Annotated in this window: 26 protein-coding genes; 18 read left to right on the forward strand and 8 right to left on the reverse strand. The window is 66.8% G+C overall.

What is annotated here, in order from left to right:
• Nucleotides 1-403: 403 nt before the first annotated feature.
• Nucleotides 404-1,060, forward strand: coding sequence for a hydrolase (locus tag ACIQNU_RS39500; protein ID WP_401376221.1), 657 nt, complete (start codon nt 404-406; stop codon nt 1,058-1,060).
• A gap of 460 nt (nt 1,061-1,520) precedes the next feature.
• On the opposite strand, the gene ACIQNU_RS39505 is transcribed toward ACIQNU_RS39500, so the two are convergent.
• From ACIQNU_RS39505 to ACIQNU_RS39530, 6 genes are all read right to left on the reverse strand, one after another.
• A complete protein-coding gene (locus ACIQNU_RS39505; RefSeq protein WP_401376335.1) occupies nt 1,521-2,354 on the reverse strand; it encodes a GPP34 family phosphoprotein in 834 nt (277 codons plus the stop codon).
• 211 nt (nt 2,355-2,565) lie between these two features.
• Nucleotides 2,566-3,408 carry an alpha/beta fold hydrolase gene (locus ACIQNU_RS39510; RefSeq protein WP_401376224.1) on the reverse strand — a complete coding sequence of 281 codons (843 nt, stop codon included), beginning with the start codon at nt 3,406-3,408 and terminating at the stop codon, nt 2,566-2,568.
• Nucleotides 3,409-3,546: 138 nt separating this feature from the next.
• On the reverse strand, nt 3,547-4,854 hold the full coding sequence (locus ACIQNU_RS39515) for a glutaminase (protein WP_401376227.1): 1,308 nt from the start codon (nt 4,852-4,854) through the stop codon (nt 3,547-3,549).
• A gap of 122 nt (nt 4,855-4,976) precedes the next feature.
• Nucleotides 4,977-5,333, reverse strand: coding sequence for a GNAT family N-acetyltransferase (locus tag ACIQNU_RS39520; protein ID WP_401376229.1), 357 nt, complete (start codon nt 5,331-5,333; stop codon nt 4,977-4,979).
• 112 nt (nt 5,334-5,445) lie between these two features.
• Nucleotides 5,446-6,114: an NADPH-dependent F420 reductase gene (locus ACIQNU_RS39525; protein ID WP_401376231.1), complete on the reverse strand. Its 669-nt coding sequence runs from the start codon at nt 6,112-6,114 to the stop codon at nt 5,446-5,448.
• The gene (locus tag ACIQNU_RS39530; RefSeq protein WP_401376234.1) at nt 6,111-7,181 is read right to left on the reverse strand and encodes an LLM class flavin-dependent oxidoreductase; all 1,071 of its coding nucleotides are present in this window, start codon (nt 7,179-7,181) and stop codon (nt 6,111-6,113) included. Before ACIQNU_RS39530 ends, ACIQNU_RS39525 begins: the two co-directional genes overlap by 4 nt.
• A gap of 652 nt (nt 7,182-7,833) precedes the next feature.
• Here ACIQNU_RS39530 and ACIQNU_RS39535 point away from each other — a divergent pair.
• Nucleotides 7,834-9,096: a serine hydrolase domain-containing protein gene (locus ACIQNU_RS39535; protein ID WP_401376237.1), complete on the forward strand. Its 1,263-nt coding sequence runs from the start codon at nt 7,834-7,836 to the stop codon at nt 9,094-9,096.
• A 378-nt stretch (nt 9,097-9,474) separates the two neighbouring features.
• Here the strand turns inward: ACIQNU_RS39535 and ACIQNU_RS39540 are convergent, their stop codons facing one another.
• On the reverse strand, nt 9,475-9,942 hold the full coding sequence (locus ACIQNU_RS39540) for a MarR family winged helix-turn-helix transcriptional regulator (protein WP_401376240.1): 468 nt from the start codon (nt 9,940-9,942) through the stop codon (nt 9,475-9,477).
• A 209-nt stretch (nt 9,943-10,151) separates the two neighbouring features.
• Between ACIQNU_RS39540 and ACIQNU_RS39545 the strand changes: the two genes are divergently transcribed.
• The 3 genes from ACIQNU_RS39545 to ACIQNU_RS39555 are packed head-to-tail and all read left to right on the forward strand — an operon-like array spanning nt 10,152 to nt 11,570.
• On the forward strand, nt 10,152-10,460 hold the full coding sequence (locus ACIQNU_RS39545; protein WP_401376243.1) for a GNAT family N-acetyltransferase: 309 nt from the start codon (nt 10,152-10,154) through the stop codon (nt 10,458-10,460).
• A 32-nt stretch (nt 10,461-10,492) separates the two neighbouring features.
• Nucleotides 10,493-10,810, forward strand: coding sequence for a (4Fe-4S)-binding protein (locus ACIQNU_RS39550; RefSeq protein WP_401376246.1), 318 nt, complete (start codon nt 10,493-10,495; stop codon nt 10,808-10,810).
• Nucleotides 10,737-11,570 carry an NADP-dependent oxidoreductase gene (locus ACIQNU_RS39555; RefSeq protein ID WP_401376248.1) on the forward strand — a complete coding sequence of 278 codons (834 nt, stop codon included), beginning with the start codon at nt 10,737-10,739 and terminating at the stop codon, nt 11,568-11,570. The genes ACIQNU_RS39550 and ACIQNU_RS39555 overlap by 74 nt, the downstream gene beginning before the upstream one ends.
• On the opposite strand, the gene ACIQNU_RS39560 is transcribed toward ACIQNU_RS39555, so the two are convergent.
• The gene (locus tag ACIQNU_RS39560; protein WP_401376250.1) at nt 11,571-11,999 is read right to left on the reverse strand and encodes a MarR family winged helix-turn-helix transcriptional regulator; all 429 of its coding nucleotides are present in this window, start codon (nt 11,997-11,999) and stop codon (nt 11,571-11,573) included. It abuts the gene before it with no gap.
• A gap of 107 nt (nt 12,000-12,106) precedes the next feature.
• Between ACIQNU_RS39560 and ACIQNU_RS39565 the strand changes: the two genes are divergently transcribed.
• The 13 genes from ACIQNU_RS39565 to ACIQNU_RS39625 all read left to right on the forward strand — a co-directional run bounded on the left by ACIQNU_RS39565 (nt 12,107) and on the right by ACIQNU_RS39625 (nt 26,513).
• On the forward strand, nt 12,107-13,021 hold the full coding sequence (locus ACIQNU_RS39565; protein ID WP_401376252.1) for an alpha/beta hydrolase: 915 nt from the start codon (nt 12,107-12,109) through the stop codon (nt 13,019-13,021).
• A gap of 93 nt (nt 13,022-13,114) precedes the next feature.
• Nucleotides 13,115-13,381, forward strand: coding sequence for an NmrA family NAD(P)-binding protein (locus ACIQNU_RS39570; protein ID WP_401376254.1), 267 nt, complete (start codon nt 13,115-13,117; stop codon nt 13,379-13,381).
• On the forward strand, nt 13,378-13,506 hold the full coding sequence (locus tag ACIQNU_RS39575) for a hypothetical protein (protein WP_401376256.1): 129 nt from the start codon (nt 13,378-13,380) through the stop codon (nt 13,504-13,506). Before ACIQNU_RS39570 ends, ACIQNU_RS39575 begins: the two co-directional genes overlap by 4 nt.
• A 602-nt stretch (nt 13,507-14,108) precedes the next feature.
• The gene (locus ACIQNU_RS39580) at nt 14,109-15,062 is read left to right on the forward strand and encodes a DUF5996 family protein (protein ID WP_401376258.1); all 954 of its coding nucleotides are present in this window, start codon (nt 14,109-14,111) and stop codon (nt 15,060-15,062) included.
• Nucleotides 15,063-15,463: 401 nt separating this feature from the next.
• Nucleotides 15,464-16,189, forward strand: coding sequence for a flavodoxin family protein (locus ACIQNU_RS39585; RefSeq protein ID WP_401376259.1), 726 nt, complete (start codon nt 15,464-15,466; stop codon nt 16,187-16,189).
• A 429-nt stretch (nt 16,190-16,618) separates the two neighbouring features.
• Nucleotides 16,619-18,655 (forward strand): hypothetical protein, encoded by a 2,037-nt coding sequence (locus ACIQNU_RS39590; protein WP_401376262.1) that lies wholly within the window; start codon nt 16,619-16,621, stop codon nt 18,653-18,655.
• A 187-nt stretch (nt 18,656-18,842) separates the two neighbouring features.
• Entirely contained in the window at nt 18,843-19,775 is a 933-nt protein-coding gene (locus ACIQNU_RS39595; RefSeq protein ID WP_401376265.1) for an RICIN domain-containing protein, read from the forward strand.
• 521 nt (nt 19,776-20,296) lie between these two features.
• A complete protein-coding gene (locus tag ACIQNU_RS39600) occupies nt 20,297-20,971 on the forward strand; it encodes an SDR family NAD(P)-dependent oxidoreductase (RefSeq protein WP_401376337.1) in 675 nt (224 codons plus the stop codon).
• A 153-nt stretch (nt 20,972-21,124) separates the two neighbouring features.
• The gene (locus tag ACIQNU_RS39605) at nt 21,125-21,490 is read left to right on the forward strand and encodes a WXG100 family type VII secretion target (protein WP_401376267.1); all 366 of its coding nucleotides are present in this window, start codon (nt 21,125-21,127) and stop codon (nt 21,488-21,490) included.
• 82 nt (nt 21,491-21,572) lie between these two features.
• Nucleotides 21,573-21,887 (forward strand): WXG100 family type VII secretion target, encoded by a 315-nt coding sequence (locus tag ACIQNU_RS39610; RefSeq protein WP_401376268.1) that lies wholly within the window; start codon nt 21,573-21,575, stop codon nt 21,885-21,887.
• Between the two features lie 63 nt (nt 21,888-21,950).
• Nucleotides 21,951-23,297, forward strand: coding sequence for an EsaB/YukD family protein (locus ACIQNU_RS39615; RefSeq protein ID WP_401376271.1), 1,347 nt, complete (start codon nt 21,951-21,953; stop codon nt 23,295-23,297).
• A 31-nt stretch (nt 23,298-23,328) separates the two neighbouring features.
• The gene (locus tag ACIQNU_RS39620) at nt 23,329-26,112 is read left to right on the forward strand and encodes a right-handed parallel beta-helix repeat-containing protein (protein ID WP_401376273.1); all 2,784 of its coding nucleotides are present in this window, start codon (nt 23,329-23,331) and stop codon (nt 26,110-26,112) included.
• 80 nt (nt 26,113-26,192) lie between these two features.
• Nucleotides 26,193-26,513: a WXG100 family type VII secretion target gene (locus ACIQNU_RS39625; RefSeq protein WP_401376276.1), complete on the forward strand. Its 321-nt coding sequence runs from the start codon at nt 26,193-26,195 to the stop codon at nt 26,511-26,513.
• Nucleotides 26,514-26,562 lie beyond the last annotated feature (49 nt).

A 26,562-nucleotide genomic window follows, 5' to 3' on the forward strand; every position in this document is an offset into this window, starting at 1 on the left:
TGGTCACCGTCACGATGCCGTTGTCCGTCTGGCCCAACCGGCCCAGCCACTGCCGGTCGCGTACGTGCGGTAGCTGTGCCGTCCTTGCGGGGTCCCCGGAATCGTCGATCACGATTACCTCGCCCTCGTACGGAGCTGTCGCCGACTCCGCGCGCCGGATTCAACGAACCACCGGCAGTTGTGCTTCACGGACGCCGATGGGCGTGCCTGACCTGCTCACCTGAACACACCCAAGACCTACGCTAGTTGACGTATCAATCATCGAACATCTAGCGTAGGTGACGCGTCAACCGAATGGTTTGGGTCGCCAACCCGGTCAGCCGTATCTGCCTCACTGCGAGGCATCGAGATGTTGGCGCACTGCCGGAGACCCGCGGACGCGAAGTTCGAGAAGGGGAATCTCGTGAGTATGGAGAACAAGGCCGGACTCGGCGCGCTTCTGACGCCCGAGGAGAGTGTGCTTGCTCTCATCGACCACCAGCCGTTCCAGGTCGCCAACCTGCACAGCCACGAACCGACGATGGTCATCAACAATGCCGTCGGGCTCGCCAAGGCTGCCAAGGTCTTCGACGTTCCGACCATTCTGACAACCGTTCTGGAGGAGCGCGGTGGCCTTCTCATACAGGGCCTGCAGGATGTGTTCCCGGAGCAGAAGCCGATCAACAGGACCTTCATCAACACCTGGCAGGACGAGCGTGTCGTGGATGCCGTCAAGGCGACAGGACGCAAGAAGCTGATCATCGCCGGTCTCTGGACGGAGATCTGTGTGGCCATGCCGGCGATACAGGCGGCGGGCGAAGGCTTCGAGGTCTTCGTCGTCACCGACGCGTCGGGCGGTGTCTCGAAGGAGGCCCACGACATGGCGGTACAGCGCATGATCCAGGCGGGCGTGGTCCCGATCACCTGGATGGCTGTGCTGGGCGAGTGGCAGCGCGACTGGGCCCGCGAGAAGACCGTGCAGGGGGCTGCCGAGGTCCAGGCGCAGCACGGCGGCGCCAGCGGTGTGGCCTTCGCCTGGGAGATGCAGCTCCTGGCCACGCCCACCGGAGACGAGGCCTGACACAGCCGCCGCCCCGGCACCGATCCGTATCGGGTACTGCCTGTCGTTAGCCAGTTCCCTCGCGTACAACAGCTGCTCGGCCCGCTGTTCAACGGTTTCGTGAACTATGAGTACTGGGCGCCGGTGCCCAAAATCCCGGAACGGGTCGAGGCAGATCGTCGTATCCCCACCGGAACCTTCTTCCGGCAAGCTCAACTTCCCTTACGCGAAAGCCCTCCCCGCCGAGTGACGGAGGCCAATCGCAGGCTTTCGAGAACGGGCCGCCCGAGATCCGGCGGCCCGTTCGTCGGCCCCGAGGGTGGGCCATCTTCCGCACTGCTTCTCGGCGATCCGGCAACCGCCACAGTGTCTCTCGGGCCGGCGGAGCTTCACGGGGAGATCGCTCGCAAAGACGTTGCCGCTATCCTTGCTGAACTGCTTCACGAGCCCCGGATCGGTTCAACGGGCCGCTCTGAAGTACTCACTGACGCGACGACGCTGCGGCGGCTGTGCTGATGACGCTATTGACGATGACAGCGGTCATGGTGCGTGTGACCGCATCGCTGGTGGCTCCGGCACCCCAGTTGCCACGTTCCAGCTCCTGAGCACGGTTGATCACCGCCTGGGTCCAGGGGATCTGCGGGTCGAACTGGGGGAGCGCACCGCCGGCCCAGATCAGGGCCGCAAGCGCGGCGGTGCGAGCGGTCGGTTCCGTACCGTCGACGAGGACGTCACGGACTTCTTTGAGGAGACCGGCACGACGGCCGTTATGGCCGTTCTTGAGGACGGTCGTGTTGAAGAATCCGAGTACCTTGCGGCCGTCCCTGCGAATGTCGCCGCGTGCGATGAGGCGTTCCAAAAGGGGATGACGGAGTCTCGGACCGATCGCGGGGAGCACCGTCTGCACGTCGCGCGGTGTGTCCGACACATACTCCCAGGCGGAGCGGAGGATCTCATCCGACGGCGGCGCCTTCTCCCGGACGGCCTCCACGGTGATGGACCCGGTCCGGGTTGTCGTAATGGCCACGGATTCGTGAAGGGCAAGGTCCGCGAGCACAGCCCCGGCGAGCACGTAGAAGAGAGTGTTCTCGCCTGCGATGACTCCGGACTCGGGTTGAAAGAGCAGAAGCAGGAGGTCCTCGGGCAGGATCGGGGAGTCAGGACTACTGACCGTCCGGGGTGTCTTTTCCCCCCCTTGCCTCGCTGGATGGTTCGTCAGGCTGCCGAGCCATTGTCGGTACCCCCTCCTGTGGTGTGAGCTTCTGTCGATCGAGGCTGAGGACGTCGAAGTAGCGCTCCTGGTCCGTTGGATCAGATCAACCCAAGCGAGTCATTGCGCCGCTTCACTTCCCTGTCCGTCAGATCGGCGAGCTGGTGAGGCTCCACGGCATGTCGTGTCCCTCCGCGTTCGAAAAGCGTATGTGGCGCCTCGACATCAGTTCGGAGCCACATACGCCTCTCGTCGACGGCGATGACGCGTTTCCGCGTCATGAGAAGCCGTCAGGGGAACAGCCAGTCATCCAAGGTCACTTCGAGAGGAAGTCGAGCAGCGCGGTGTTGACCTCGTCGGCGTGGGTCCAGAGGAGGCCGTGCGGCGCTCCTTCGATTTCGACGTAGTCGGCTTCAGGGAGCGCCTTGCGGAATCGGCGTGCGGTGGCGTCGATCGGGAGGATGTTGTCCTTTGTCCCGTGCAGGATCAGTGCGGGCTTGCCGCTTGAGCGGACGTCCTCGACGTCGGCGCGGAAGTCCTCGATCCATGCAGGTACCACAGCGTACGCAGCCACCGGAGCGCTGCGGATCGCGACGTTCCAGCTACCGGTCACGACCTCCTCGCTGATACGTGTGCCAAGGTTCTCGTCGAGGTTGTAGAAGTCCGCGTAGAACTGCTTGAACCAGGCGTACCGGTCCGCTTTCGCGGTCGCGGCGATCCCGTCGAAGACCTCCTGGGGCACCCCGTCGGGGTTGTCGTCGCGGGCGACGAGAAACGGTTCGAGCGAGGCGAGGAAGGCGAGCTTCGCGACACGCTCATGACCGTGGCGACTCACGTAGCGGGCGAGTTCGCCGGTGCCCATCGAGAAACCGACGAGGACGACATCGTGCAGGTCGAGGGTCTCCATGACCGCCTTCAGGTCAGCGGCGAAGGTGTCGTAGTCGTAACCGGAGTTCACCTTCGACGACTGGCCGAAGCCACGACGGTCATAGGTGATGACCCGATAGCCCTGGGCCAACAGCTCGCGCGTCTGACGTTCCCAACTGTGCCCGTTCAGTGGGTAGCCGTGGATCAGGACGACCGGCTGCCCAGAACCCTGATCCTCGTAGTAGAGCTCGATCGGCGCACTGTTCTCCGTGCCGACGGTGATGTAACCCATGATTTCTTTCCCTTCTGACCGACGTAACGAATGCCGGTCCATCTCTGTATGTGGAAAACTTCGTGTTGTCGGAGGTGGGTCAGAGGTCTCGCAGTTCCGCATCGGCCTGAGGTGGGGCACGAATTCCACCATGCGCTTTCAACCGCTCTGACCTCCTGCCGCGATCGCGGCGTGCTGGTCAGCGTGTTCGACGTTGTCGACGACTGTGACTCGGCCACCATCGCCGGGATCGGGATCGGGCATGATCGACTCTGGGTCGACAAGGTAGACTTCGTGACCATTCAGTGTTAGTCGGCGTGCGATCTCAAGCAGCACTCGCCGCGCCACGTCGTCGATCGAATAGACCCTTGTCAGGTCCAAAGCCACCCTGACTTCCGAAGGTGAAATATCCATGGCTTCCTGAACGACTCTCTCGGCTCCGGCGAAGCCGATACCACCTTGCATTTGCAGGACCCGAAGTGTGTTCGGTTCGCTGCCAAGGACATGGTTGGACCGCACGACGGCACGCGCGGCGGCGGGCACCTCCATCACATGCAGACCCATGTCTGAAGAGAATCGTTCGAACAGTGACACGCCGCGAACGCTGTTCCCGTGACGATCCAGTCGTGGTGAGAACGTGGCAATGCCGATCTGTCCGGGGAGCGCGCCGATCAGACCACCGGCCACCCCGCTCTTTGCCGGAATACCGACCTGCGTCGCCCAGTCACCGGCCGCGTCATACATTCCACAGCTGAACATGACGCTCAGCACCTGACGTACAACCCGTTCTGGCACCACCTGCTCACCCGAGAGAGGGTTTATCCCACGGTTTGCCAACGTTGCGGCCATCATGGCCAGATCTCGCGTGGTGACGAGCACGGAACACTGGCGGGTGTAGCCGTCCACGATGGCCCTTGGGTCCTTGGTGAGGACGTTGTGACTGCGGAGCATGTGTGCAATGGCGAGGTTGCGGTGCGCGTGCTCGATCTCTGACGCGCATACCGCCTCATCCATCTTCAGCCGACGACCGGCGAACGCCGAGAGGCCGCGGAGCACGCGTTCCACACGCTCTGTCGGATCCAGGTCCTCCGCGCCGGCCAATGAGTGCATGGTGATCGCGCCGGCGTTGATCATGGGATTGCGAGGGCGCCCCGTATCGCTTTCGAGAGAGATCTCGTTGAATGCCTCTCCAGATGGCTCGACACCGACTTTGGCGATTACGGAGCCGAATCCGCGATCAGACAGGGCCAACGCATATACGAACGGCTTGGAGATCGATTGGATGGTGAACTCGATATCGATGTCACCGGCACCATAGACCTCTCCGTCAATCATGGCAAAAGCGGCACCGAGCCGCTCGGGGTCCGCTGATGCAAGCTCAGGGATGTATCCCGCCGGCTCTCCGGATGCGTCCGGCTCCACATCTCTCAGTACCTCGGCCAGATAGTCAGGGATGATTGGCCGCATTCGTCCTCCACGCACAATTGTGATCTTCGCAGTGAGAACTGCGTTGCGTCCGTCCTGGCATCAGGCTCCACCTGGCGGCGCTTCACGGCGTCACATCGCCGATGCAACCCGGGGAGATGACCTCATACTTCACCGAGCGCGGCGCGCGTGATTACTCCTATGTCGTCAGGTATCGGCTGACGGAACACACCACCATTCGCGATGAACTCATCGCCATGCACCCGCAGATGGCGAGCGAACATCGGGCACAACGGCACGACGGTGACGTCTTCGCGAATGCAGTCTGTGAGTGCCTTGCTCACCAGCAGCGCAACCACTCCACGTCCACCGAAATCCTGGCACACCTCGGTATGGAAGAATATTCGTTCTTCGCTTGCGCCAGGCACGACGACGAAGTCGGCCGTGCCGAGGGCGGTTTGGTCGGCACGAACAATTGTGTAGGAGCTGATCGGGGTGGCGCGGTCCAGCTCGACAGTCACGGACGCACCGGTGTTGTCAGTCAATCCTTGAGTCATCTGACTGTCTTTCGTCAGGGCCCGTCACGGCGTGGCCACAGTTCTCCGGTCCGGCCGAGGTGCTTCTGTATTTCTGTTACGAGTGCTCAAAAAGTTCTGTCGGAGCAGGGACGTCGGTGAGCGCGCGAAGCTTGTCGGCGTCGACATTGGCACCGAAGGCGGGGGTTCCGGGCTCAAGCCGGACACCCGCTGAGAGGTCGCCGATGGTGAGTGGGTCGAATCCGAGACTGTCGATGAGCGCAGACACGACGGCGAGATCCTCGGGCGTGTCACCGGCGATCGCGATGGCCTTGCGTCCGGGGCCGCCGGCTGGATGAGCCCCGTCTTCGAGGTCGTGGTAGCCCATGTGGTTGAGGGCTTTGACGACGCGTGCGCCCTTCAGGAACCGCTGAACGACTTCGCTCGAAGAGGTATCGGGCGGGAGGATGGCATCGCGGGGGCCATCGACCTCCCACCAGTGGTTCATCGCGTCGATGACCAGCTTTCCCTCCAGCTTCGGAACGGGAAGGTCGCGGTGTTTGCCGAGCGGGAGAGCCAGGACCACCACGTCGGCGGCTTCCGCGGCCTGGGCCGGCCACACGGCGGTCGCTCCGGGGGTGAGGATTTTGGCGGTAAGCGCGATCTTGGAGGGGTCACCGGACCCGGAGATCAGGACGCGATAGCCGGCGGCCACCGCCAGGCGCGCAAGGACGGTGCCGACCTTCCCGGCTCCCAGGATCCCGATAGTGGCGACCGGGTTGGTCATCGCGTCGCTCCCGCCATGGACGCGGGCTGTTCGGCCAGAAGTTCACGGACCCGAGGGATGACTTGAGTGCCGTACAACTCGACCGAACGTAGACGTGCGGAGGCCGAAACGGTGCCGGCGGCGGAGTAAATCATGTCGAACCGGCCCGCGTTCAGTACCCGGACGGCATGGGCGATCTTGGTCGCGACCGTCTCGACCGAGCCGACATACAGCGACCCGCGGTCCACCTCGGCGTCGAACTCTTCCCGGCGCAGCGGCGGCCAGCCGCGCAGCCCCCCGATCCGGTCGCGGATCTCCTTGTACCCGGGGTAGAACAGTTCCTTGGCCTCTTCGTCAGTGGAGGCGACGAAGCCGGGCGAATGCGTTCCGACCGGCTGTGCGGTCGTACCGAACTCCTCACTGGCACGCCGGTACAGATCCACGTAGGGGGCGAACCGGTCAGGGGCGCCGCCGATGATCGCCAGCATGAGCCGGAAGCCGTACTGAGCGGTGCGGAGCACGGACTGAGGTGTCCCGCCAACCCCTACCCAGGTGTGGAGACGTCCCGAATCCGTCTTCGGGTACACGTCTGCATCGTGCAGGGCGGCGCGCGTGGTGCCTTCCCAGGTGACCGGCTTCTCGTCCAGGAGTCGATGGAAGAGGTCGATCTTCTCTTCGAACAGCACCTCGTAATCCTTGAGGTCGTACCCGAACAGGGGGAACGACTCGGTGAAGGAACCGCGTCCGAGGATCACCTCGGCGCGGCCGTTGGACAGCGCGTCGACCGTGGCGAACCGCTGGAACACGCGCACCGGATCGTCCGAGGACAGCACGGTCACGCCCGAGGCGAGCCGGATGCGCTTCGTGGCTGTCGCGATGCCCGCCAGTACCGTCTCAGGGCTGGAGATCGCGTACTCAGGTCGGTGGTGCTCGCCCAACGCGACAACGTCGATACCGATCTGGTCGGCGAGGACCGCTTCGGTCACCGCCGCGCGGATCGCCTGCGCGTGCGAGACGATCACGCCTTGGTCGTTTCTGGGCCGGTCTCCGAAGCTGTCGATACCGAACTCAATGTGCGCAACATCCATCGTGTTCACTTCGCTCAACGCTTTCGTTGTGTCGGGGCGTGGTTCGTGACGGTCGCCCGGGACGTCCGTCCCGGGCGACCTGCGCGAGTTCTCTACCGGTCAGGTCCCGCGCCCGCACCGCCTCCGCCGATCTAGTTGACACGTAAACCATGACACCCTATGGTTTACGTGTCAACTAGATCGTGCTGGGTGTGCGGCTGCGCCTCGCCGGTCGGTCTGTATGGGCGTTGAAGCCGTCGTTGGCGGCCTCTACGTAGGAGCCGGCAGGATTCTTCGGTGGCGGCTTCGGACGTACAAGGGATCGATCGCCCGTCGGGTGGACCAACTTTCGGGAATCTGCATCCTCGTGCTCGCTGGTGCGTTGGCTGTGAGCAGTGTTTGACGGCGGTCCGCCTCTGATCAGGTGTTCTGCCGGGCGTACTCGGTGGGTGTGAGTCCATAGCGCTGCTTGAAGGCGCGGCCGGCCTTCCTTGCCGGCTCCGTCGCCTCGTACGTCAACGGCGCGCACATCTCCTTCGACGGTGGCCTGACCGCGTCCAACGGCCGAACCGATCTCTTCCGCCGGCCGCGACGCGACCACCGCGGCGCCTCGAATCCACACCGGCAGGTCACCCCACTCCAGGGTGGGAGCCGTGAAATGAAGGGGGAAGTAGTGGTCTTCAAGCTCGATGTGCCGGCCCACATGGTTCGCGGTGACGTGGATGAAGGCTACGGTGCGGTGGCCGATGCCTTTCGCGAGAACTTCGCCGTACGTAACGAGATCGGCGCTGCCTGCGTCGTCTACCACGACGGGCAGAAGGTCGTGGACCTCTGGGGCGGCTACCGTGACGGCCGCAACCGTCTCCCCTGGGAGGCGGAAACCATGGTGCCGGTCTTCTCGACGTCCAAGGGCGTGGCAGCGGTGGCGCTCGCGGTGTTGCACGCACGTGGTCTGCTCGACCACGATGAGCGTGTGGCGGCCTATTGGCCCGAGTTCGCCGCCGCCGGCAAGAGCGATGTCACCGTCCGTCAACTGCTCGCCCATCAGGCAGGGTTGGCGGTGATCGACCGGCCACTCGGGCTCGGCGACCTGACCGGCTCCCGCACCCTCGCCACGGCTCTTGCCGAGCAACGTCCGGCATGGGAGCCGGGCACCCGGCACGGCTACCACGGCCAGTCGTTGGGCTGGTACGAGAGCGAACTCGTGAGCCGGATCGACCCTGAAAAACGTCGTCTTGGCCGATTTTTCGCCGACGAGGTCGCGACGCCGCTCGGCCTCGACTTCCACTTCGGCCTGCCGCAGGACACTGATCGCGATCGGGTCGCCCGTATCCACGGATTTCGCCCCTGGGAGGTGATGCTGCACCTGAGAGCGATGCCGGCATCATTCGTCCGGGCATACGCGAATCCACGCAGCTTGACCGCCAGGGCGTTCGGCAATCCGCGGGTACTGGGCACCGTGGAGAACTACAACCGGCCGGATGTGCAGGCCGCGGAGATTCCGGCGGCCAACGGCGTCGGCCAGGTGCGGTCGATCGCCAAGCTCTACGGCGAGGTGGCAACCGGCGGCGCCGCCCTGGGTCTCACCGATGCCACGAGGGACGCGTTGCGCGTCGCTGCCCCACCTCCGACGAATGGACTGTTCGACGAGGTGCTGCGCGTCGAGACGAGGTTCTCCCTGGGGTACGTCAAGCCGTTCCCGGCGTTCAGGTTCGGCTCCGCGTCGGACCGGGCCTTCGGGACGATGGGACTGGGCGGGTCGTTCGCCTTCGCGGACCCGGATACCGGTACGGGCTTCGCGTACGCGATGAACCGCACTGGATTCAGGCTCTGGGACGATCCTCGTGAAGTGGCGCTGCGGGAGGCGCTCTTCGCGCGGGTCCTCGGCGAGCGGCCTCAACGGCCCGACCCGGCCTCCGGGCGTTCCGGTTTCTGATTCGCGGGGTGTGCCACGGCGGCGAACAGCGTCTGAGGACTGCCAACCAGGCCGAACGTCGCTCACCTCGGGGTCCCGGCCCGCCCCGCCAACGGCGGCCGAGGGGCGCGATGCCGGCCCCGCGACCGCCATCACTACCGGCCAACTGCGCGACTGCGGAAGCCAGTTGACGCAACACGAAGGCCGGCGGCAACGGCGAAGCTGCTGCGGGGGTACGGCTACTTCTGTCCCGATCATCGCAAGTTGACAGGTCAACCACGCTGTCCTAGGGTTCCGGGTGAAAGCTCAGCAAACCCAGGCGGCCCGGCGCCGGGATGTCACGTCGCGCCGACGCGAGGTCGACCTCTCCTGATCCACAGTCCACGTCCCCCCGACCGGTCAGTCCGGCTGCATCTCCATGTGGTCCAGGACGCGATTGGAGATCCGGCCGAGCGTGCTGAGCTGGTTCGGGGTCAGGGCATCGATGAAAAGGCGGCGGACGTGCTCGACGTGCTGGGGTGCGGCCTCTTCGATCGCCTTGTAGCCGGCCGGGGTGGCGACGATGAACGCTCCGCGTCCGTCGTCGGGACACTCCTCCCTGGCCACCAGCCCGCGTTTCGCCATCCGTGTGACCTGGTGGGACATCCGGCTCTTCTCCCACTCCACGAGTTTGGCCAGGTCCAGGAAGCGCATCCGCCCGTTGCCTCTATCGGTGAGGCTGTTGAGCACGACGTAGTCGGCTGCTGACATTCCGGAGTCGGCTTGGACGTGTCGGGACAGTCGTCCGATGAGTGTCTCCTGCATTCGGATGAAGCTGTCCCAGGCGGCCTTCTGCTCTGGGTCGAGCCACCGCGGTTGTGCGTCCATGAGGGCAGTCTAACGAAATCGTTGATAGCTCATCTACTGGCGGTGGCGGCGATTCAACCCTCAGTGCGGCTGAGTGCGGCGGTGCCCGTCGGGCGGGCGGGCACCCACGAATTAAGTTGATGCATCAACCTAATCGGGCTAGGGTGAAGTTCTGGCTGACGGATTCTGCCGAGTTGAGCGGGATCGGACCGACCCCACGAGGAGGACACATGACGGTCGAAGTGAGCGACGTGCCCGAGGCGAAGCGCTACGAGGCCCGTGTCGATGGAGAGTCCAAGGTGGCGGGCGTCGCGGAGTACATCCGTACGACCGAACTCGTTGCGTTCGTGCACACCGAGGTCAAGGCGGAGTACGAGGGCGCGGGAGTCGGGTCCGCGCTGGCCCGCACCGCCCTTGACGAGGCACGCGCCGCGAACTTGCGGGTGCTGGCCACCTGCCCCTTCTTCGCGGGCTGGATTAGCCGGCACCCCGAGTACCAGGACCTGCTGTACCAGTCCCGCAGCAAGGTCAGTGACTGAAAAGCCGAGCAGGGCAGGAACGGGAGGCACGCATGAGCGGCGAATCCGAGCAGAAGGCGTACCAGACGGAGTCGATCACGGTGACCTTCGAGAGCAGGCGCTGCCTTCACGCCGCCGAATGCGTCCATGGCCTGCCCGAGGTGTTCGACCCGACGAAGCGACCGTGGATCCAGCCGGGCAACACTACGGCCGAACGCCTGGCGGAAGTGGTGCGGCGTGCTGTGTGTCGTCGATGTTCCGCCGCTCACCGCGGGCCCCGGGCAGGTACGGCTCGCGGTGCGCGCCGCAGGCGTCAATCCGATCGACTGGAAGATCCTGCATGGCTACATGCGCCAGGTGATGCCCATTGATCTCCCGGGCGGCCTCGGCTCCGACGTGGCCGGTGTGGTCGACCAGGTCGGCGGGGGCGTGACCGCCTTCAGTATCGGTGACGAGGTGCTGGGGGCCTCCCTTACACCCTCCTACGCGCAGTCGGCACTCGCTGACCCCGCCGCACTGGTCGCCAAGCCCGGCTCCGTCCCCTGGGAGGTCGCCGCGACCCTGGCCGGTTCGGGCAACACCGCCTGGGCGGCTCTCGACAAGCTGAAGATCTTCACGGGGGAGACGCTGCTCGTCCATGCCGCAGCCGGTGGCGTGGGCACGTTTGCCGTGCAACTGGCCGTCGCTCGCGGTGCGCGTGTCATCGGCACCGCGAGCGAGCGCAACCATGAACAGCTCCGCTCCTTCGGCGTGGAACCGGTCACCTATGGCAAGGGCCTGGTCGACCGCGTACGAGCGATGTCCCCCCAGGGCGTCGACGCGGTCCTCGATGCCTCCGGTCGCGGTGAAATCCCGGACTCGATCGAACTCGCCGGTGGTCCGGCACGCGTCCTCTCACTCGTGGCCTTCGACGCCGCGAGCACGGGAATCCAGATCCACATGACGGAGCCGGGAGCGGGCGGACGCGAAGCACTCCGGGACATCCTCGCCCTCATCGAGGCGGGACGGCTGCAGATGCCCATCGCGGGTACCTACCCCCTCGACGAGGTCGCGGCGGCATTGGCAGTGAGTCGGTCCGGGCACGTGAGCGGCAAGCTCGTAGTACTCCCTGCCCAGCCTGGGCCCGCGTAGTCAGACCTCCGCCCCGTCGGCGGGCGAGAGCATCTCCTGAAGGATGCGCCGCAGCTCGGTGCGGTCCTGTGGGGTGATCCTCGCCAGCCTGCGGTCGTACTCCGCCGCCAGGGCTGCCAGCGCACGATCTCGCGCCTTTGTGCCCGCGGAGGTGAGTACGAGGCGGTGACGCCGCAGGTCCGCGTCGTCGATCTCGCGCCGGATGAACCCCTTGGCGACGAGGTTGCGGACGTAGACCGTCACGCTTGCCTTGGGCAGCAGCAGTGCCGCCGCGATCTCTGCCGGGTACGGCGACGCGGCCACCTCCGCCAGGACGAAGAACTCCTTGGTCTCCAGCCCGAGGTCAGCCAGATCCTCCGTGCAGGCATCCATCACGACACTCAGCAGCCGCTGGTTCAGCGTCCATAGCTGCGCACCGTCGACCGACATGCTTCCCCCAACAAGGTGGTACCGTTACGTACTAGTTCCAAGCTGTACTAGTAGATATGTTGTACTGGTACGGCTATGGAACAACGATCTCACGGAGGGCGCTGTTCATGCTTCAGCACATCACGATCCCGCGCGGACCGATCGAGCTGGCGGCCGACCTTCACCTGTCCGACAATCTCGACAGCACCGCGCCGCTGCGCGCCGTGGTGCTCTCCACACCCGGCAGCAGTGTGAAGGAGCAGATCGGCGCGCACTACGCGTCCCGCCTCGCCGCCCGCGGTATCGCGGTGCTCGTCTTCGATCCCACTCACCAAGGGCAGAGCGGAGGCGAGCCCCGCGACCTCGAAGACCCCTACCGCCGCGGTGAGGACATCTCCTACGCCATCGACGCGCTCACCACGACCCCCGGCATCGACCCGCAGCGCATCGGCGTCCTCGGTATCTGTGCCGGCGGCGGCTATGCCGTGCACACCGCCCGCACGGACCACCGCATCAAGGCGGTCGGAACCGTGGTCCCCGGCAACATGGGTACCTCCTTCCGCAGCTTCCAGCCCGACGGCCCGGCCGCCGCACTCGACGCCCTCGCCGACGCGCGCATCGAGGAGGCCCGCTCCGGCGAGATGGTCCGTGCCCATTGGCTGCCCGACACCCTGGAGGACGCCGCGGCGGCCGGTCTGACCGACATCGATACCGTGCAGGCGATCACTTACTACCGAATCGAACGGGGCGGCAACGAGCACTCCACCAACCGCCGCCTCTCGCGGAGCGATTCCCTCCTGCTGGGGTACGACGCGTTCCACCTGGTCGACCAGCTCATGACCCAGCCACTGCAGGTCATCCTCGCCGGACGCATCGGCAACACCGGCTCCTACGAGGCGGGCATGCAGCTCTGGAAGATGGCCCCCAACCCGGTCGACCTCATGGTGATCGAGGGCGCCGGTCACTACGAGATGTACGACGAGCCTGAATACGTCGACGCTGCCGTCGAACGGCTCACCAACTTCTACGTCGACAACCTGTAGGGCATCCAAACCCGCGAACCCGTGTGGTCACAGCGCTGGCGGGTGACCCGAAGACCGGCGTGCGCGGGTGTGGGAAGCCAGGCCGGTGCCCACGTGACCAACCAGGACGAGGTCCGCTTCGGCGTGGCGGTGGCCGAGATCGCCGAGCGTTGCGGCGTCGCGCACCTCGTCTGCAGCTCGGCGGTCACCGCAGGTTCGGCAACGGGCGTGGACCATCTCGACGCCAAGAACCGTATCGAGGCCCACGTCCGGAATCGGGGCATCGCCGGCACCATCATTCGGCCGGCCACGTTCATGAAGCTCCTGCTGACCCCCGGTTGGAAGCACTCGTGGACGACGGCCGGCTGGCGGGAAACGTGAAACTCGACGCGTTGCGCGCGGAGTTTCCCTTCCTGCTGCGCTTCGATCGCTGGCTGGCAGGCCCCGGCGCGGGCCTCCTCGTTGACGCGCTCCGTTCCTCGGACGCGGGCATCGCTCCGCGCTGACGTGGGTCTTCCGGGTGCGCTCGGCCGTGGTGGGCGGACGGTGGTCGTCCACGCGGTGCTTTGGGTTCGCGGTGCGCTGTTCCGGCCACGGGACGGCATCCCGCACAGCCACTTCAAGATCCTCGCGTTGCTCGCCGGCGCGGATCGATACACGACGGGCCTCACCCGACTGAGTCGGGCGCTGCGGTTCCACAGGCTCCCGCTGCAGGACGCGTGCGCCCGTGACGCGGAGGTCACGCAACTGCGCACCATCGCAGAGAGGATCATCGCGAACCTGGATGATCGGGGGAGTGACCCGACCGCCCCGGGGCGGGACGTTGTGACGGAAAGGGATCCTGGGCCACCTCGCACTTGAGCGTGGCGTTGAAGGGCTCGGCGAGCGCGGACACGTATAGTTGACGCATCAAGTGTCGACGCTAATGTAGGTGATGCATCATCTACGAGGTGGTGGTGGACATTACTGTTCCCTGCCGCCGCCTGCTCCACCTCGCGTCGAACCAGCGCTCGGCCTGGGACGCCGACTGCTGCCCCGGCAACGATCGACATCTATGTGTCTCGGCGACCGACACCCTCTCAAAGCGCTGCCAAGGATGTGAGAAGCGATGACTACCTCAGCGACGAACTGGCCGAGCCTTCGAGTCTCGGACTGGACCGCCACCCGCGACACTCTGCACATGTGGACCCAGATCGTGGGCAAGATTCGGATGGCCCACGCGCCCCTGATCAACCACTGGTGGCAGGTGACCTTGTACGTCAGCCCCCGCGGGTTGACGACGTCGACCATCCCGTACCGCTCCGGAGCATTCGAGATCGAATTCGACTTCGTCGGCCACCAGCTCGAAGTGCGCAGCAGCGACAGCGGCGCGCGAAGTTTCCCGCTCCGGCCCATGCCCGTCGCTGAGTTCTACGCCCAGATCCTGCACACCCTCGATGAGCTGGGGATCGAGGCCCCGATCCATCCACACCCCAACGAGGTCGAGCCGACGATCCCCTTTGCCGACGACTACGACCACGCCTCCTATGACGGTGAAGCGGCTGCCCTGTTCTGGCGACAGTTGCTACAGGCGAACCGGGTAATGGGCGAGTTCCGGTCGCACTTCGTCGGCAAGGTCAGTCCGGTGCACTTCTTCTGGGGCGCGATGGATCTCGCCTGCACTCGTTTCTCCGGGCGGTCAGCTCCTCCGCACCCCGGCGGCGCACCCAACTGCGGGGACTGGGTCATGGTCGAGGGCTACTCCCGGGAACTGTCCAGCTGCGGGTTCTGGCCCGGCGGGGGAGAGGAAGGCGCTTTCTACGCCTACGCCTACCCCGAACCCGACGGGTTCGCCGATTACCGGGTCGGCCCGGAAGGTGCCTACTTCAGTGCTGAGTTCAAGCAGTTCCTTTTGCCTTACGAGACCGTCCGCTCCGCGCCCGACCCCGACCGCGCTGTCGCCGAGTTCCTCCAGGCAACCTACGAAGCCGCCGCGGTGCGCGGGCAATGGGACCGTTCCGCGCTGGAAGATGACCCTTTCCGGTGGGACGGTACCTCTTCGTCTCGGCGGGCTTCGAAGTGAGGAAGACCGAGAAGCTTGTCCAACCTGACTGATCGTTTCAGGATGAGTTGAGTTGTGGGTCTTTCGGTTCGGCGACGGTGGTCGGCAGGGTCTGCTGTCGCCCGCTGCTTCGGGACCATCGCCTGGCGCCGCCGAGGGACTGGACCGAGGCGTGGCATCTAGTTGACGCATCAAGCAAACGAGCTAACATGGGTGACGTGTCATCTACTTATCGGGCGGGCCGCTCCTGGTGGGTGCCGCGGGCCGTATCTGTGCGGTGGCCGCGCAAGTCCGGGGTCCGACGTCAACCGATTCAGCTTGGTGGTTGGCCGGTTCGGACTCAGGGGTGTCTGCGCGGACGCGTGCGGCCGTAGCTCCGGCGTCGAGTTCGACGGCGTCCTGAACTGAAAGCAAGGGTCCCCATGAACGTACCCGTGAACGGCAAGCCCGACTTCACCGGGCTGCGCGCGATGTACATCAACTGCACTCTCAAGCGATCCCCCGACCGCAGTCACACCCAGGGTGTGATCGACCGCAGTGTGGCCATCATGGAGGCGAACGGGGTGAGCGTGGACCAGATCCGCGCCGTCGACCACGACATCGCCACCGGAGTCCGCCCGGACATGACCGAGCATGGATGGGACACCGACGAGTGGCCCACACTGCTGCCTCGTGTCCTCGCTGCCGACATCCTGGTCATCGGTGGATCGATCTGGCTCGGTGACAACAGTTCGGTGACCCGGCGGGTGATCGAGCGGCTCTACGGCTACTCCGGCGTACTCAACGAGCAGGGCCAGTACGCCTACTACGGACGCGTCGGTGGCTGCCTCATCACGGGCAACGAAGACGGCCTCAAGCACTGCGCGATGAGTATCCTCTACAGCCTGCAGCACATCGGCTACACCGTCCCGCCCCAATCCGACGCGGGCTGGCTCGGCGAGGTCGGCCCAGGCCCGTCCTACCTCGACGAGGGTTCCGGCGGCCCGGACAACGACTTCGCCAACCGGAACATCTCGTTCATGACCTACAACCTGCTCCACCTCGCGTCGATGATCCGTAGCACTGGTGGCTTCCCGGCCTATGGCAACCAGCGCTCGGCCTGGGATGCTGGTTGCCACCCCGACAACATCAATCCTGAATACCGCTGACCACACGCGGCTGAGGGGCGACAATTCCCGGCGCGCGCCGGTTCCAGGCACAGGGTTCAGTGGTGTCGTCATTCCGGGTTCGGCTGTCGACGCTGCCGCGAGCACGGTGGGGGAGGAGACCGGGTGCGCGGGCACAAAATCACCGTGCGCTCGGTGACATCATTGTCGGGAGATTGTTCATGGATTGCCTTTTGATTGCAGCGGAGAGGCCCGGAAGACGTTGGGCAGGCGGGAGAATCCCTGTTGTCCCTGTTGTTTCACGCGGCGGACCCTGTGAACTGTTGCAGGAGTAACTCGCCACTTCTTACGATGGATTGAGCAATCCACCTCCTCAGGAGCAGTGCCCCGTCCCACGTGTCTTCTCCACTCGCGAGGGCGAGCGATCGAGGGCAGCTCACAAAGTTGGAAGATACGGAAGTACCTACCCCCATGCCTGTCGACTCCCACGGAAACGTGCTGGCCGCGCTGCGGAAAGAATCCTTCACCGGGCGCGTCGCCGAACTGCGGCTCCTGCGGGAGCTGATGCGTAACGAGGCCCGCGGCTGCTTCGTCGTATGGCTGCACGGCATGGGGGGTGTCGGCAAGAGCACCCTGCTGCTCCAGTTCGCAGACGAGGCGCGGGCCCAGGGCACTGCCGTACGCACGATCGACATGCGTTGCACGGATGCGACACCGGATGCCTTCGGGGCCGCGCTGGAGGCGCAGGGACCGCCGGAAGAGGCGCAGTTGCTGCTGATCGATTCCGCGGAGTCGCTGGGGCCGCTGGAGAGGTGGCTGCGCGACCAGTTCCTGCCCCGCATGCCCACGCACCTGCTCGTCGTGGTGGGCTCGCGCCGGCCGCCGGAGACCGAGTGGCGCACCGACCCGCAGTGGTGGCACGCGCTGTGCAGTGTGCGGCTGTCGGGCATGGACGAAGCCGAGGCACTTCTGCTCCTGCGTAACCGGGATGTTCCGGAGACCTCGGCGGCCGACATCGTACGGGCCTCGCACGGACTGCCACTCGCCCTGGTGCTCTTCGCCGACGCCAGGGAAGCCACCGCCGGGGCAGCCGGGCCGAGCGGCGGGCGGGAGCTGCATGAATCGCCCGAACTGGCACGGCAACTTCTGAGGTTGCTGCTGCGGGAGACCCCTACACCGGCCAGGACCGACGCGCTCCAGGTAGTGGCGCTGGCCCGGGTCACCACCGAGGAACTGGTGCGGCGCACCCTGGATGTAACGATGGCCGAGGCGCAGGTGCTGTTCGCCTGGTTACAAGGGCTGTCGTTCGTGGACAGCACCGCCGACGGTCTCCTACCGCACGGGCTGGTGCGAGAAGCGCTGCTGGTCGATCTGCGCTGGCGCGATCCGGAGAAGTACGAGCGGCTGTTCCGCCGGCTGCACGCGCATCTGGCCGAACGACTGTCCCAGCGTACCGGGGGCCGTTGGGCGTTCGGTGCCGGCCTTGTCCACCTCGGGAGGGCGAGTTCCGTCGTCCGTGAGGCGGCGGACTGGAACGGTGCGGACCGTTTCCAACTGCGGCCCGCACGCCCGAAGGACCTGCGACCGCTGCTGGCCGCCATCGAGGAGGAGCACGGTGTCGCGGCCGGTCGTCTCGCCCGGCAGTGGTGGGATCGACAGCCCTCGGCGTTCATCGTCGCCGAGGACGACCGTGGTGGCGTCGTCGGCACGCTCGTGGCGCCCTGTCTGGGACCGGGCGTCGCGGACCTGCCCGACGATCCGGTCGCGCACGCCGCACTCGAACACGTGACGGACCGGTCGTCGCCGCTGCGACGCACCGCGCGACTGCTGCTGGGGCGTTGGAGCACCGGCAGCGCGGTGGCGGCGTGCTTCGCGCTCACCACCCTGTGGGCGACCACGCCGGGTCTCGCGGTGAGCTGGACCTGCGCGGCACGGAAGCAGGAGGAACTGTCGCGGCTGCTCGGCCTGTTCGACCATCAGCCTGGGAAGACGGTCACCTCCGCGGACGGTGAACCGATCTTCTCGTTCGTGCGGGACTGGCGCAGCATGCCGTTCGGCCGCTGGGCGGAGGCACTCAGCACCCGGCTGCTGGCCGACGAGCCCGCAACCGTCCCGGCCCCGGCTCCGGCCGCCGAGCCGGTGACACCCGCCATGCCGTGGCCGGAGTTCGTGGGCGCCGTCAAATACGCCTACCGGAAGGTCACGGAGCCGGAGCAACTGGCGCACAGCGCCCTTCTGCATACCCGGCTCGTGGCGCCCGACGCGGGCCCCGCCGAGCTGCGCCAGGTACTCACGGAGGCCGTTTCGCAGTTGCGGGCGCAGCCGGGCCGGCGGCAGTTGGCCGACATTCTGGAGATCACGTATCTGAGCGGGCCGCGCAGCCAGCAGGCCGCGGCCAACCGGGCGGCGCTGTCCTTCAGCACCTACCGGCGCCGGCTGTCCGCCTCGCTGGTGACGGTGGCGGAACTGCTGCGGGAGCGCGAGTTGTACGGTCCGGTGCCGCGATGAGTCGAAGCCGGCCCGGTCCGCCCGACCTGTGCTCCGGCAGCGGTCTTCGTGTCCCGGGACCGGCCTCGCGCGCGCCCCCGGCTGCCCGGAGCTGGATCCGAGGGCCGCGTCCGGGGCGGGAACGGAGCGGGCGGGACGGACGTTTGGGCACACCCACCCTTGAAGCCTCTGCGAGTTGGGAACGGCATTGAGTGAAATCGACCAGGACGAAACGAAACGGCGGCAACGGGCGCGGTTCGTCGACGCGTTGACGACCAGTGCCCAGCAGTTGGGGGAGCGCTCCCGCATGGGGACCCGGGTCGCCGGTGCGGTGGCCGTGCTGGCACTCGCCGCGGGCGCCACCCTGGGGGTGGGCGCGTGGCGCAGTTACCAGGCCGACGAGGAGGCGCGGAAGGCGGAGCTGGCAGCCGAGCAGGCTGCGGCGCACAAGAAGCTCACCGCGTCCCCGTCGCCGTCCCCCGAACCGAAGGTGACGAAGAAGGAGACGAAGAAGGAGACGGTGACGGAGCCCGGGACGAGCGCCGAGCGGCGGGTGCCCGACCCCGTCGTCATCCCGTCGGCCCCTCCGACGAAGAAGCAGACAGAGGAGCGGGCGGAGGAGCGGGCGGAGGACGTGGCCAAAGCCGAGCTGCGGAAGCTGACAGCGGTCTCCCGCACGGTGCTGCTGAAGAACGTGTTCACCGGGCTGTGTGCCGACATCCCGTTCAACGGAGCGGGCAAGAAGGGTGAGCGCGTCAACCAGTACTACTGCGACGGCACCGACAAGGACAACCAGTTGTGGAGGATGACGTCCCCTCGTCCCGGCGCGGGCCCTGGCGGCCGTGATCTCGTGCAGTTCGCCAACCTCAAGGACGGTCTGTGCATGGACCTGCCGACGCGCGGGGGACAGCCTGTGGGGACCGGGCTCCTGGAGGCCCACTGCACCGGAACCATGGGTGACAACCAGCTGTGGTGGTTGGAACCGGCCGGGGACGGCAGCGTCAGCATCCGCAATTACGCAAGCAACCATCTGTGCCTCAAGGTCGATGGCCTGGGCGCCGAGAAGAAGAAGCTGGACCAGCGGCTGGTGATCGGCTTGTGCGGTGCGCCGGATGACAGCCGCTGGCGGCTGATCGAATGACCCTGCCCGGCTGACGCGGTCCGGGTGTGACCGCCCCGAGGCCCGGCGGGAGCCGGCGTCCCCACTTCGGGGCGGCGCCCGTCGCGTCGGACGGGCCGTGTCCGCCGACGCGCCTCCCTCCCGGGCCGGCCCTTCAGGCGACCGGCTCCGTTGACCTGCGTCGAGCACTCCGTGTCGTCGAAGCTTGAACCGCCTCCGTTCCGCGCACCATGGAAGATCTGGACGTTACTGACCGATTCAGGCCGATGAGTTCAATTCGCTACAGCCATGCACAGAAAATCGCTCATCTGCTGAAGTGGGCGGTCGGATGGCAAGGAAACCAGACAGGGGAAAGTGCGTGGTCCTACTCCCTCCGGCTCGGGGCCGTTCGGCGGCACGTTGCGTATACCTTGTCGGCAGGTTGTCGTGGAATTGCCGCCGGTGTTTGCGCCGCCACGGACGGCGGTCTCGGCGATGCGCATCCTGTGTGCTACGTCAGTTGAGCCTTGGACCTCACGCACGTCAGACTTTATGGTACATCCGTGAATCTCAGTAAAGCCACGGCACTGATCACCGGAGCCAATCGTGGTATCGGCCGCCATATTGCATCCCAGCTCGTCACCCGGGGCGCGAAGGTCTACGCGACCGCGCGTCGGCCGGAAGCCGTCAACATTTACGGTGTGGAGGTCTTGCCCCTCGACATCACCGACCCCGACGCCGTAGCAGACGCCGCCAAAAAGGCCGACGATGTCAATCTGCTCGTCAACAATGCCGGCGTCAGGGGTCCGTCCTCGCTCGGAGACATCGACGATGTCCGCGCCGCCATGGACGTGAACTTCTGGGGCACCCTTTCCATGGTCCGGGCCTTCGCACCGGTCCTGGCGAGGAACGGCGGGGGCGCCATCTTGAACGTGGCCTCTTCGGCGTCCTGGTTCGCCTTCCACGGAGGCAGCGCCCCGGGGCCCTCCGAGGCCGCGGTCTGGAGGATGAGCGATGAGCTGCGCCGGGAATTGGCCGGGCAGCGGACCCTGGTCACCTCGGTACACCTCGGGGCGGCCGGCACCACGACGACAAGCGGCTCGGACGCGCCCGAGATGGCCCCGGCCGATGTCGCGCACGCCGCGCTCGACGGGATCGAGGCCGACGCGTTCGAGGTGGTCATCGATGATTTCACCGTCATGGTCAGGGCTTCACTGCGCAGGAGCCCGAGGTGGTGAGAGCGCGAGGTGCCGAAGACCGCGAGGCCCGTCAACCTGAGCACGTCCCACCTGTTGTGTTCAGAAGCTGCCCAGGCTCTGCTCACCTGCTCCTGTCATCGGCACGGCGATGTTTGACTAGCGGGACAATGGTCGAGAGGACGGATTCCACTCATGGCTGTCGAGCCTTCCGTAAGCGTCGGTGGTGTGACGTACCGGGTGACACCGGAATACCTGGCTGAAGCCTCCGCCAATACGGCTACCACGGCGACGGAGATCGCCGGAGAACTGGCTGAACTGAAGCTCTATGTGACCAGCCTGGAGCAGAGCTGGCAGGGTATAGCCCACTCAGAGTTCCAGAACTTGATGGCGAAGTACGACATTTACGCCCACATGCTCAATGATGCCCTGGACGGAATATCCAAGGGACTTCAGGGCAACTACGTGAACTACAAGGACACCGAGCAGCAGAACCTGAACAACCTGAGCGCGCTGGGCGAAGACGTTCCGAAGCCGCCGACCGGCACGAACTTCAACTGATCCGCACGCTGACCCATCCGCGTATCCAGCCGATTAATCCGCGCGTTCATCCACAGCACCGAGCGCGTGCGAGGAGCGTTTCATGGCCAACATCGACGGCACGCCTATCTACGTAGGCGAAGGGCTTGAGGCCGCGGGCAGCACCATCAACGCCAGAGCCGGAGAGATCACCGGAGATCTCCTGCTGTTGAAAAACAAGTTGTCGCCACTTGTCGACGCGTGGCGGGAGAGCGAGGCCGCCACCTACTACCAGGACATGCAGAACGGCTGGGACCTGGCAGCCAACGGCCTTTTCGGAGAGGACGGCGTGCTGGGCCGCATTGCGCATGCCATGAATGTCAACTGGAACAATTACAGTGACGCCGAGTGGGCGAACGTGTCCACCTGGCGGCAGTGAGACACCGCATTTCCCACCCCAACTCTTTGCGGCTCCGCTCTCCGAATACCGAAGGAAACGTCCATGCCCGATGAACGCTGCCGGGTCACCGTGGTCGGCGAACGCAGGCAGGTCGACCTGGCACTCCCAGCCCAGACCCCGATCGCCGAATACGTCCCGCGACTCGCCACCCTGTGCGGCCAGCCCGAGTCCGAGGGCATGCCCCAGGTCTGGACACTCGCCCCGTCGGGAGGTTCCCCCATGGCCCCTGGCGACACCCTGTCGGGGGCGGACATCGTGGACGGTGCCACCTTGTACCTGCGCGACCAGCGGGCCGCGGAGCTGAGCGAGCTGACCGTCACCGACCTGGACGCGCAGATCGCGAACGCCCGGGAGGACGACGGCCTGTGGAGCGCCCGCCGGCGTGCCCAGAGCGTTCTCGGCGCCGGTCTGGTGGTCATGGTGATCTCGGCCGCCTGGCTCGGCGCGCATCGCATCGCGGGCGTGACGGTGCTGTTCTTCGTACTGGCCGCGCTGTGCTCGGCGCTGCTCGCCTGGTACTCCGAGCGCAAGAACTGGCCGCTCCCGCGTCCGGTGCGCCAGCTCCTCGCGCTGGCCGCCTGCCCTCTGCTGGTCTGCGCCGGCCTGGGAGCGCCGGTCCATGGCCCGGTGGTCACTCCGTTCCTGGTGACGGGCGCCGCGGTGATCGGCGCGCTCGCCGCAGTGGTCGCCCTTCCGGCTCCTGCCACGGTGGTGCTCCAGACTCTGACGCTGGTGACCGCCCTGTTCGTGGCGCCCCTGGTCGTGTGGGACGCGAGTGTGATCAGCTCGGCGGCGCTGGTGGCCCTGGTGCTGTTCGTGCTGACAGGGCTGTTGCCCCGGGTCACCAGCCAGATCGCGGTGCTCGTGCCCGACGGTCCGGACACCGGCGCCCCCGCCCTGGACAGCGCGGACGTCGCCGCCGTCGTCCGCCGGGGCAATGGGCTGCTCACCTTCCTCAGCATCGTCACCGCGACCGTCCTCACGGCCGCCCTGCTCACCCTGACCACCTCGCGCGACGTGTACGCCCTCTTCCTGGTGGCCTGTGTCAGCGTCGGACTGCTGCTCCAGGCGGGCTCGGTGCGCGTGCTGTCCAGCGTGATCCCCCAGGTGGCCGTCGGAGTTCTTGGGCTGCTCGCGCTGGCCGTACGAGTGCCCGAGTACCTCTTCGACTCGCGCACAGCGGGCCCGCAGGCCGCCTTCGCGGCGGGTGCCGTCCTGGTCGCCTGCGGGCTGTTCCTCGCCTTCGGAGCGGCCCTGCGTCCCATCGAGCCGGAGCGGCCCACCTGGCCCGGAGCCGTCGTCACCGCTCTCGTCGTCGCCGCCCTGCCGCTGACCGCTGGTGTCTTCGGCTTCTTCGGCTGGCTGGCCAACCTCGGGGGCGACCTGTGACCGAGGGGCGGACCGGGCACAGGTGCGTGAGGTGAAGTCGGTCGCACAGCGTGTGGCACCGGGCAGTTGGGGCGCGCACCGCTCCATCGGTGCCGCCGTCAGGGACGCCAAGCCCGGCGGAGCGGTCACCGTGCAGGCCGGTACGTACACCGAGAGCCTGGTGCTGGACAAGGACATCGTCCTGGTCGCCAAAGGCACCGTACGGCTGGTCGCGTCGCGCGGCCCGGCCGTCACCGTGCACGCCGGCCGCGCCGAGCTGCGCGGATTCACCCTCGTCTCCCCGGCGCCCCGGGAGGCCGCGGTGCTGCTGCGCGGCGGTGAACCGGTGCTGCGGGACTGCGAGATCACCGGCGGTCGCGTCGAGGTCGCCGCAGCGGCGGCTCCGTTCCTGAGCGGCTGTTCGGTGCGGCAGGCCGAGGGCATGGCGGTGTGTCTGACGGGCACCAGTCGCACCACGCTGGAGGCCCTGACGGTCGGCGGCTGCACCGGGGACGGAGTGGTCGTCGAGGACGAGGCGGCCCTCGAACTGACCGATGCGCTGGTGGACGCCGTCACCGGACGCGGCATCGTGGTGACCGCCGGGGCGCACGCGGCTCTGACCCGCTGCGAGATACGCGGCAGCGGCGCCGCCGCCGTCCTCGTGGACGGACATGCCTCCGCGGCGCTGCGCGAATGCCGCCTGTACGAGGCGGGCGGTCAGGGGGTCTGGGTACGCGGTACGGCGGGCCGCTCCCCGCGCCCGCAGGGCCACCGGCCGCAGGACGTCGGTCGCACTGGCGGGGACCGGAACCCCGCGGCGGCCTCCTCCTCGGCCGATGCCGCAGACCGCCCCGTCGGCCGGCCCCAGGGCGTACGGCTGCGCGACTGCGAGATCTTCCGTACGGGACGCTCCGGTGTGCTGGCAGAGGACGCAAGCGCGATCGTGCTGGACCGCTGCCACGTGCACCGCACCACTGGTGCCGCGGTGCTGGTCTCGGGAGAGGCCGTCGCGGAACTGGTCTCGGTCCGGGCCGTGGACTGCGCGGACACGGCGCTGGTCGTCAGCGCGACCGGGAAAGCCACCGCGCGTGACTCCACCTTCGCCCGCAGCGGTGCCAACGGCCTGTACGCGACGGGCGAGGCCGAGGTCTCACTGACCGAATGCACCGTGCGGGAGACCGCCTACACGGCCGTGCATCTGGGCGGCGCGGCGCGGGTGAAGGCACGGGACTGCGGGATCGGTGGCACCCCCGAGCACGGTGCACGCGTCACCGAACGGGCCGAACTCCTCGCGGAGCGGTGCGAGGTGACCGACGTCGCGCTGACGGGGTTGAGCGTGGAGGGCGGCGACGCGGCCCTGCGGGACTGCCGGATAGAAGGCGAACGCGAAGGCGTACGCCTGATCACCACCCACCGGCCCCTGCTGGCGGACTGCGTCGTCACCTCCAGCGGTGAGACCGGTGTCCGGGTCGGCCGTGACACGGGCGCCCGGCTGGAGAACGTGACGATCACCGGTGCCACCACAGGTCTGCTCCTGGAGGAGGACAGCACCGTCCTCGTGGAGGGCGGAGCGGTACGCGAGTCCCGGGGCAGCGGTGTCGTCGTGCACGCGGGGGCCCGTCCCACGGTCCATGGCCTCACGGTCGCGTCGGCGGCGAAGAACGCGCTGTACGTCGGGGACGGCGGCGAAGGCCGCTACGACGACTCTCACTTCACCGGGAGTCGTTTCCCCGCCGTCTACGCCGGTGCCCGCTCCAGGATCGTGCTTCGCCGCTGCGCCGTGGACGGCACCGACGCGGATCTGCTGCGGGACGAGGAGGCCGAGGTGTACGCGCAGGACTGTCATGTCGAGGACGTGGCCGATCCGGTGCTGCCGACCTTGCCGCCCCCGGCTGCGCAGCAGGGGAGTACTCCGGTGCCCGGCGTCCGCAGGGCGGTGGCCGGCAGCGGCATCGCGGGGGAGGGCGAGCAGGACGCCGATGCTCCCGAGGCTGCCGTGGCGAAGCTTGAGGACCTGCGCGCGGAGCTGGACCGGCTGGTCGGCCTGGACGGTGTCAAACGCGACGTGGTCACGCTCACGAGGCTGATGCAGATGGTCAAGGCCCGCCAGGACGCCGGGCTCGCGCCGCCGCCGCTGAGCAGGCACCTCGTCTTCGCGGGAAACCCCGGAACCGGCAAGACCACCGTGGCCCGCCTCTACGGCGGCTTCCTCGCGGCGCTCGGTCTGCTCAGCCGCGGTCATCTGGTCGAGGCCGACCGGGGCGACCTGGTCGGGGAGTACGTCGGGCACACCGCGCCCAGGACGACCGCCGTCTTCCGGCGCGCCCTGGGCGGGGTGCTCTTCATCGATGAGGCGTACTCCCTCGTGCCCCAGGGCCAGTTCACCGACTTCGGCTCGGAGGCCGTCTCGACGCTGGTGAAACTGATGGAGGACCACCGCGACGAGGTGGTCGTCATCGTCGCCGGATACCCGAACGACATGAACCGGCTGCTGGAGTCCAACGCCGGCCTGGCCTCACGCTTCACCCGCACCCTGCACTTCGACGACTACTCCTCGCCCGAGCTGGTACGCATCGTCGAGCACCAGGCCGACAGCCACCAGTACACCTTCGCGCCGCAGACCACCGCCGCGCTGCACGACTACTTCGAGATGCTGCCGCGCGGCGAACAGTTCGGCAACGGACGCAGCGCCCGGCAGGTCTTCCAGCGGATGACCGAGAGGCACGCGCAGCGGGTGGTCGAACTCGGTCTGAGCGCCGTCGACCTGGCTTCGGCCGACGAGGAACTGCTCACCACTCTCCTGCCCGTCGACCTCCCCCCGGAAGGGGTTCTCTGAGCAGGACGGCGCGGCAGGACGCCAGAGGACTTCGGACCACCAGAGGACTTCGGACCAGGTGAAAGGCAGGTGCTTCCCCGATGGCGGAACCAAGCATGGACGAATGGCTCGCGGACCTCGCGGCGCTGAAGGAGGCGATCGGCGCTGTGGGGCGGGAGTCGACGGAGATCACGACCGGCATGGCGTCGATCGCCACCAGGATGAACGACATCGGCACATCATGGAACAGCCCGTCCTACGCCACGTTCGACGACATCAAGTCATGGTTCCTGACCTGCCAGAACGACTTGGAAGCGCTGATGGAGGACATCCTCCGCCGGATGAACACCACTTACGCGAACTACCACGACGCGGAGGGCACGAACTACGGCAACGTCACCGACGGGCCGTCGGATGGCTGAGCGGCGCCGCGGCGCGCCCGGGGCGTCGCAGACCGGACGGCCGTGCGGG

The organism is Streptomyces sp. NPDC091292 (assembly GCF_044757265.1).
GTDB lineage: Bacteria > Actinomycetota > Actinomycetes > Streptomycetales > Streptomycetaceae > Streptomyces.

Excerpts from the sequence above, each read along its gene's own strand:
- ACIQNU_RS39625 (WP_401376276.1), top strand. The coding sequence starts at position 26,193 with ATGGCGGAACCAAGCATGGACGAATGGCTCGCGGACCTCGCGGCGCTG.
- ACIQNU_RS39550 (WP_401376246.1), top strand. The coding sequence starts at position 10,493 with ATGAGCGGCGAATCCGAGCAGAAGGCGTACCAGACGGAGTCGATCACG.
- ACIQNU_RS39510 (WP_401376224.1), bottom strand. The coding sequence starts at position 3,408 with ATGGGTTACATCACCGTCGGCACGGAGAACAGTGCGCCGATCGAGCTC.
- ACIQNU_RS39530 (WP_401376234.1), bottom strand. The coding sequence starts at position 7,181 with ATGGATGTTGCGCACATTGAGTTCGGTATCGACAGCTTCGGAGACCGG.
- ACIQNU_RS39515 (WP_401376227.1), bottom strand. The coding sequence starts at position 4,854 with ATGCGGCCAATCATCCCTGACTATCTGGCCGAGGTACTGAGAGATGTG.
- ACIQNU_RS39605 (WP_401376267.1), top strand. The coding sequence starts at position 21,125 with ATGGCTGTCGAGCCTTCCGTAAGCGTCGGTGGTGTGACGTACCGGGTG.
- ACIQNU_RS39565 (WP_401376252.1), top strand. The coding sequence starts at position 12,107 with ATGCTTCAGCACATCACGATCCCGCGCGGACCGATCGAGCTGGCGGCC.
- ACIQNU_RS39590 (WP_401376262.1), top strand. The coding sequence starts at position 16,619 with ATGCCTGTCGACTCCCACGGAAACGTGCTGGCCGCGCTGCGGAAAGAA.
- ACIQNU_RS39525 (WP_401376231.1), bottom strand. The coding sequence starts at position 6,114 with ATGACCAACCCGGTCGCCACTATCGGGATCCTGGGAGCCGGGAAGGTC.
- ACIQNU_RS39580 (WP_401376258.1), top strand. The coding sequence starts at position 14,109 with ATGACTACCTCAGCGACGAACTGGCCGAGCCTTCGAGTCTCGGACTGG.
- ACIQNU_RS39615 (WP_401376271.1), top strand. The coding sequence starts at position 21,951 with ATGCCCGATGAACGCTGCCGGGTCACCGTGGTCGGCGAACGCAGGCAG.
- ACIQNU_RS39585 (WP_401376259.1), top strand. The coding sequence starts at position 15,464 with ATGAACGTACCCGTGAACGGCAAGCCCGACTTCACCGGGCTGCGCGCG.
- ACIQNU_RS39560 (WP_401376250.1), bottom strand. The coding sequence starts at position 11,999 with ATGTCGGTCGACGGTGCGCAGCTATGGACGCTGAACCAGCGGCTGCTG.
- ACIQNU_RS39540 (WP_401376240.1), bottom strand. The coding sequence starts at position 9,942 with ATGGACGCACAACCGCGGTGGCTCGACCCAGAGCAGAAGGCCGCCTGG.
- ACIQNU_RS39545 (WP_401376243.1), top strand. The coding sequence starts at position 10,152 with ATGACGGTCGAAGTGAGCGACGTGCCCGAGGCGAAGCGCTACGAGGCC.
- ACIQNU_RS39610 (WP_401376268.1), top strand. The coding sequence starts at position 21,573 with ATGGCCAACATCGACGGCACGCCTATCTACGTAGGCGAAGGGCTTGAG.